Below are 7,238 nucleotides of genomic sequence, written 5' to 3'. Positions count from 1 at the left end.
CTTGTGCTCGAAAATCTGCTGAGTAGGTCATCTTTTATATTTCACTTTGCTTGGTTTAAAAGTATTGTACCTTTTCTATTTTGGACTGACTATAGACTAAGCGAGACTGAAACCGTATCCAGTTTATAGAAGATTGACTCTACTACAAAGCAACCGAGTCTAGATATATATTCAATACTTCAAGCGACGTTAACGCAGTAACATTTTTATAGCGGAATGACTATATATAGATAAAGACAGTCTAATTAATTCCTATATGGCTTTTGGTAATACAATAAAACGACTTTTTCAAATTATTTATCGTCACATACAAAAAACCCCGCTATTAGCGGGGTTTCTAGAACATATATTTTACATTAAAGTCTAAGGTGTATCCTAGAACGGAATATCATCGTCTACAGGGCCGTCTGGCATTGCCGTAGGCTTAGATTGAGCAGGTTTCTGCGCAGGTTGATTAAACTGGTTTTGCTGGGCAGATGCTTGATTGTTATTGAAGCTGTTCTGACCACCACTAGCTTGGTTGTAGCCACCTTGTTGAGCAGGCTGATTGTTTGCTTGTTGCTGACCGAAGTTGTTTTGGTTGCTTTGACCACCTTGATTGCTATAGCCACCGCTTTGACCTTGGTTCTGACCACCTTGGTTATTATTACTGAAGCCGCCGCCATTGTCTTGACCACCACCAGTCGCACCATCGAGCATTTGCATTTGCTCAGCACGAATCTCGGTAATATAGCGGTCTTGACCGTTGGGATCTTGATATTTACGTGTGCGTAAGCTGCCTTCGATATAGACTTTGCTGCCTTTACGCAAGTACTGCGCTGCAATTTCGCCTAGACGGTTAAAAAGTGCAATACGATGCCATTCAGTGGCTTCTCTTTTTTCACCGCTTTGTTTGTCTGTCCATTGTTCTGATGTCGCAACCGAGATATTGGTCACGCCACCGCCATTATTGAACTGGCGTGCCTCAGGATCTGCTCCAAGGTTACCGATGATGATAACTTTATTAACTCCGCGCATGATACCGTCCTTTTGCTTATGAATAATTTGATAAATCTTTCTAATTTTTCGTTAATAGTATCGATTAATACTATTAGTCATATAATTTTACTTTAACCAATTTTAGTTTAAATATCTACAGACTATCTACTAAAGGCGACACCTTATGTCGCCTAGATATATTTGTTCTAAATATATTTATCGCAGCCTCTACTATCAAAAGACAGTAATAGTGCTATTTTGCCACTTTAATCAGTGGATTAACACCATCAACCTTCATTGAATATTAGTATAGCGCGGCGACCTATTACTCTACTGAGCGTCAGAGCGATGACGATGCATACTCAAAGTGACACTACCCAACTCTACGCCGAATTTTTTCATCACTGATCGATTCAGCATGACATCTTCATTAATAAGATACATCCAATCGTCAAAATTGACTTTGTAAGTCTTGTCTTCAACGGGCAATTCTAATAAATAATTCCAATGGAGCGTATTACCAACGACGTCCCCTGTTGCCTCACCGATGACATCACCTGCCGTGCCTTTCCAACTACCGTCATCTTGCTTGGTCAATCGCCATATACGCTGCGATTTTGACCCATCTGCCCACGAGAATTTCTCATCTAAAACGATAACATCGTCACCCTCGTGAGTGGCATCGATATCGACATAAAAACGTTTTTTAACCTCACCATTGCGACCTTGAAACATGCCCCAACCATCAATCTGACCTGAGAAAAACTCATGCATATCGAGCGTTGGCGTAGTATTTTGATAAGCTTGAATATTTTGGGTAGCACAGCCAGAGATTAACAAAGTGGCTGATAGCCCAAAACCTATTGCCAATTTAGTCATCGATTTATTGATAGCACTTAAAAGACTGGTTGCTTTGGCTGATTTGGTCACAAACTGATTAGATAGCATCGTAAACTTACTCATATCAATTCCTTTTAAATAGAGACAGATTTAAGTACAGAGGTTTAGATTGCACTTCATAATAGTGACGGTCTATGCAGTTGTTGTCTACTCTGTTTTTGACTATCCAGACCTTTTCGACAAACCTAATACCATTATGTATGGCCTATTAGATATCTAACGGACTCTGCGCCAAGCTTGATAGTTGCTGCCTTGAATCGTGCGTCAGCTGGGTTTTATCCAATTTAAGATAGGCCACTTGCTCTTTTGCCATCACGACTAGCTCATCGACACCATCTACTGCTAGCATCTGGCGTGACCAGTCGTGGATATTGATATCTTTGGGAATACTAACGGTCGTGCTTGATAAATAAGGAGGCTGCGCAATCGGTATAATAAGCAGCAAAGCGACGCCCATAATGACCGCCAATATACCCCATGCCAAGAGGCTAGGCTGACTCAATAATAACCCACCCATTGCCCCACCCACAAATGCACCAAAAAACTGGCTAGATGAGCTTATTCCCATCGCCGTCGCTTTATTGGCCACTGGCGCGCGCTTAGAAATCCACGAAGGAATGGTCGCCTCAATGAGGTTAAAGCCCATAAAATACAGTAATAAGCCGAGTATAATACCAATACCAGCCTGACTGCCAAGTGCGAGTATGGCTAAGGCTGCGGTTATTAATGCCAATGCACCCAAAAATACTTGGCGCATTTTGCGTTTCTTTTCAGCGATGATAATAAAAGGTATCGCTACCGCAAAACCAATAAACAATAACGGCAAATAAACCAAGCCTTGCTGGCGTACCGACAATCCCATCACTTCATTGAGCTGATGCGGCAAAATAACAAATATCGCAGTCATGGTCAGATGTAGCGCAAAGATACCGATATGCAAGCGGTTAAGGTCGCCAATCTTGAGGACAGTAGCCAGTTGCTGACCAATGGTCTTATTATCGAGATTGTGTTTGAGTACGCGCAGAGGCGTTGGTACAAACACCAGTAACAGCATCGCTAAAATAGCGAACCCTGATGTCAACCAAAACAGACCAGAAATGCCAAGCGAACCAACCAACAGCGGGCCAAAGGCAAAGGCGAGCATAATGGAGGTCGCAATGGTCAAACCCATCGTAGCCATCGCTTTGGTACGCATCTCCTCACGAGTCACATCAGCTAGTAATGCCATCAACACAGCAGAGACTGCACCACTACCCGCCAGCGCCCGACCGATAATGACCTCATAAATATCTGTCGCATTGGCCGCGATGATACCGCCAATAGCAAATAAGATTAACCCTAAAAATATAATAGGTTTACGCGGAAATTTGTCAGCAGCAAGGCTCATCGGTATCTGAAAAATAGCCTGCCCAAGCCCATAAATACCAACTGCTAAACCAATCAAAAATGGCGTCGCATGCGCATAATTGTTACCGTATACAGAAAATACCGGGACAATCATAAACAAACCAACCATCCGTAAGGCAAAGATACCACCGACCCCGAGGATTGCCCGTTTTTCTACGCTATTCATACTCGCCTCACTGGTTGATCATTAGCTAGTTTATCACTGCTGCTTTTATCGAGTCATCAGCCTATAAATCAAGCCCACTAGTATAAGACATTCGTCATTTGGTTGCCGAAACTTTTACTTTTTGCGCCCAGACTTAACGGTAAATGTGATGCCATATTTTTGTTACCAAGTGCATCTGATAGCAACCATACCTTGAATAATGCCACTATCATGACAATAAAGTAAGACGGCGCAAACATTACCAGAGCAGCACTATTAGCTTGTACAGAATTGACCCTATAACGAATACCTCTCATAAAATGACATTGTTTGGCAAAATCTATAACAAACCTTACCTGTTACTCACTGCTGATTTGATTTAGATTTACTTATCAAAACAAAAACTTAAAATAAGAAACTAAAACCAGAGCACATTGGCAATTATTTATATCGCTCTATGAAGCTATCCACGCCTTTATAGAGCGATATGAATGACAGCACTATCCACAATTTTAATAAACCACTTCGACTTCATTTACGCTTTTAACGTTTAGACATTTTTTTAAATACCATTTTAGCAAATAGGAAACCTATCACCGATGGCACATGACCATATCGCAATACGCGGCGCACGTACGCACAATTTAAAAAACATTGATTTAGACATACCACGAGATAAATTCGTGGTCATCACTGGTTTATCAGGTTCTGGTAAATCATCATTGGCATTCGATACGTTATATGCCGAAGGGCAACGCCGTTATGTCGAGAGCTTATCGGCCTACGCACGTCAGTTCCTATCACAGATGGAAAAGCCTGACGTCGATAGTATCGAGGGTCTATCCCCTGCGATTGCTATCGAGCAAAAATCAACCAACCATAACCCGCGCTCTACGGTCGGTACGATTACCGAGATTTATGATTATTTGCGTCTGCTGTATGCGCGTATTGGTACGCCGTTTTGCCCTGAGCATGGCGAGCCAATGGTCGCACAGTCGGTTACCGAAATGGTCGATCAAGTCATGGCTTTGCCAGATGACACCAAAATCATGATTTTGGCACCTGTGATTCGTGAGCGTAAAGGTGAGCATACCGTCTTACTAGAGCAGCTCATTGGTCAAGGCTTTGTCCGTGTGCGTGTCGACGGCGATGTGTATGACACCGATGAGCTACCAACACTCGATAAAAAGAAAAAACACACCATCGAAGTGGTGGTTGACCGCTTCAAAGTACGTGATGACTTGGGCAACCGCGTCGCAGAAAGCTTAGAGACTGCTCTACGCTTAGGTCAAGGTCTGGTCACGCTGCATTTTATGGATGGTAATCCAAAAGAAGGCGGTGATGACAATCAAGTCATGTCAGCCAAGCATTCTTGCCCTGTGTGTGATCGTGCCGTCTCTGAGCTTGAGCCACGTATGTTCAGTTTTAACAACCCATACGGCGCTTGTCCAAGCTGTGACGGTCTCGGTAAACGTCAGTACTTCTCTGCCGAGAAACTGATTACCCATCACGAAAAATCGCTCAACCAAGGTGCCATCAATGGTTGGGATAAGCGTCATGCTTATTACTTCGGTCTATTATCGACTGTCTGCAATCATTTTAAAATTGACATGGATGCGCCGTGGCAAGACCTGCCAAAAGAGCAGCAAGACCTCATTATGAATGGCTCTGGTAAAGAAAAGCTAACCTTTAACTTTACCGATGAGCGCGGTCGTAAAACCAATAAGACCGTACCATTTGAAGGCGTGCTTCCTTATCTAGAACGTCGTTATGCTAAGACGCAAAGCAATCTCGTACGTGACGAGCTAGCCAAATACTTGGCTGATACCACTTGTAACGTCTGTGATGGTGCGCGTCTGAATGAAATCTCACGCAATGTCCGTGTTGATGATCAAACCATCGCTGAAATCGTCAAACTGTCTATCGGTGATGCAGCAGAGTATTATAAAACGCTAAAGATTGGCGGGCATAAAGGTGAAGTCGCAGAAAAAATCTTTAAAGAGATCAATGAGCGTCTGAACTTTCTAGTGAGTGTCGGACTGGATTACTTATCGCTTGCCCGCTCTGCTGAAACGCTATCGGGCGGTGAAGCACAGCGTATTCGTCTTGCCAGCCAAATCGGTGCCGGCCTAATGGGCGTGATGTATGTACTCGATGAGCCATCTATTGGACTCCATCAACGTGACAATGATCGCCTACTCAAAACCCTAACGCGCTTGCGTGATTTGGGCAATACGGTACTGGTCGTTGAGCATGATGAAGATGCGATTCGTCAGGCAGATTACGTCATCGACATCGGTATCGGTGCAGGTGTACATGGTGGTCATATCATCGCTCAAGGTACGGTCGATGACATCATGGCAAACAAAGAGTCGCTGACTGGACAATACATGTCTGGCAAGAAAAAGATTGAGATTCCAACCATTCGTCATCAACCAAAAATGATGGATGTGGAAGTCAAAGGTAAAGCTAAGCCCAAACAAGTCCCAATGACGATTGAGCTAAAAGGTGCCTCAGGCAACAACCTACATGATGTGGATTTGACCATTCCCATTGGTATTATGACTTGCGTGACTGGCGTATCGGGTTCGGGCAAATCAACCTTGATCAACCGTACGCTGATGCCATTAGCCGCGACTCAGTTGAATAATGCCTCAACGCTGATTGCCGACAAGTTTGAAAGCATTAGCGGTCTTGAGCATTTGGACAAAATGGTCGATATTGACCAAAGCCCAATTGGTCGTACACCGCGCTCAAACCCAGCGACTTATACAGGCGTGTTTACACCAGTACGTGAGATGTTTGCACAAACGCAAGAAGCACGTGCCCGTGGTTATAAAGCCGGTCGCTTTAGCTTCAACGTAAAAGGCGGACGCTGTGAGATGTGTCAAGGTGATGGCCTCATCAAAGTTGAGATGCATTTCTTACCAGACATGTATGTCCCTTGTGATACTTGTGAAGGCAAGCGCTATAACCGCGAGACGTTAGAGATTCACTATAAAGGCAAAACCATCGCCGACGTGCTCGATATGACCGTTGAAGATGCGACTGAGTTTTTCTCAGCGATACCAGCGATTTATCGTCGCTTGCAAGCCTTGATGGATGTCGGTCTGAGCTATATCCGTCTTGGACAGTCTGCGCCCACGTTATCAGGTGGTGAAGCACAGCGAGTCAAGCTAGCACGTGAGCTTGCCAAACGTGATACGGGACAGACGCTCTATATCTTGGATGAGCCAACCACTGGTTTGCATTTCCATGATATCGATAAGCTGCTCAACATCTTGCATGCCCTACGTGATAAAGGTAATACCATCGTGGTCATCGAGCATAACTTGGATGTCATCAAAACGGCGGATTGGGTGATTGATCTTGGCCCTGAAGGCGGTAAAGGTGGCGGCATGATCATCGCTGAAGGTACGCCTGAAGAAGTAGCGGAAGTCAAAGAGTCTTACACGGGTATATTCTTAAAGCCGATGCTTGAACAAGGCATGAAAGAAGTAAGCTGATATCAGTTAATGAACTATTGATAAAAGGCCACTCTACTTAATAGGGTGGCCTTTTTTTGTTAGGTATTATTTTGTTAGATACTGTTTTGTTAGGTATTATTTTATTGGATACTATAAAGCGCTACCCAGTCCATGAGTTGAAAACCTTGACTGATATATGTGTGTGTAAAATTTCGACCTGTACAGCTACATTGCGTTACCTTTCTTAATATTTATTAAAGATAATTAAACTTTGATTGTATTAATATTTAAATGGTACAACATCATGCGCAAATGCATACGATATAGAAATAACTGGTTGA

At 43.5% G+C, this 7,238-nt stretch carries 4 protein-coding genes; 1 reads left to right on the top strand and 3 read right to left on the bottom strand.

Annotation, left to right across the window (positions count from 1 at the left end; all coding sequences use genetic code 11):
- Positions 1-375: 375 nt before the first annotated feature.
- The 3 genes from ssb to ACZW67_RS09215 form a co-directional block, all read right to left on the bottom strand.
- Positions 376-1,017 carry a single-stranded DNA-binding protein gene (gene ssb, locus ACZW67_RS09225; protein WP_465183011.1) on the bottom strand — a complete coding sequence of 214 codons (642 nt, stop codon included), beginning with the start codon at positions 1,015-1,017 and terminating at the stop codon, positions 376-378.
- Between the two features lie 291 nt (positions 1,018-1,308).
- Positions 1,309-1,941, bottom strand: coding sequence for a DUF3833 domain-containing protein (locus ACZW67_RS09220; protein WP_465183010.1), 633 nt, complete (start codon positions 1,939-1,941; stop codon positions 1,309-1,311).
- Positions 1,942-2,086: 145 nt separating this feature from the next.
- Complete coding sequence (locus tag ACZW67_RS09215; RefSeq protein WP_465183009.1) at positions 2,087-3,451, bottom strand: MFS transporter; 1,365 nt, start codon at positions 3,449-3,451, stop codon at positions 2,087-2,089.
- Between the two features lie 578 nt (positions 3,452-4,029).
- Here ACZW67_RS09215 and uvrA point away from each other — a divergent pair.
- Positions 4,030-6,936 carry an excinuclease ABC subunit UvrA gene (gene uvrA, locus ACZW67_RS09210; protein ID WP_465183008.1) on the top strand — a complete coding sequence of 969 codons (2,907 nt, stop codon included), beginning with the start codon at positions 4,030-4,032 and terminating at the stop codon, positions 6,934-6,936.
- The last annotated feature ends 302 nt before the right edge of the window (positions 6,937-7,238 follow it).

The sequence above is a fragment of the Psychrobacter sp. TPE 89C genome (assembly GCF_055522395.1).
The sequence above is the reverse complement of the archived record's forward strand: the minus strand, read 5'-3'. Positions and strand labels throughout refer to the sequence as shown.

Excerpts from the sequence above, each read along its gene's own strand:
- ssb (WP_465183011.1), bottom strand. The coding sequence starts at position 1,017 with ATGCGCGGAGTTAATAAAGTTATCATCATCGGTAACCTTGGAGCAGAT.
- ACZW67_RS09220 (WP_465183010.1), bottom strand. The coding sequence starts at position 1,941 with ATGAGTAAGTTTACGATGCTATCTAATCAGTTTGTGACCAAATCAGCC.
- ACZW67_RS09215 (WP_465183009.1), bottom strand. The coding sequence starts at position 3,451 with ATGAATAGCGTAGAAAAACGGGCAATCCTCGGGGTCGGTGGTATCTTT.
- uvrA (WP_465183008.1), top strand. The coding sequence starts at position 4,030 with ATGGCACATGACCATATCGCAATACGCGGCGCACGTACGCACAATTTA.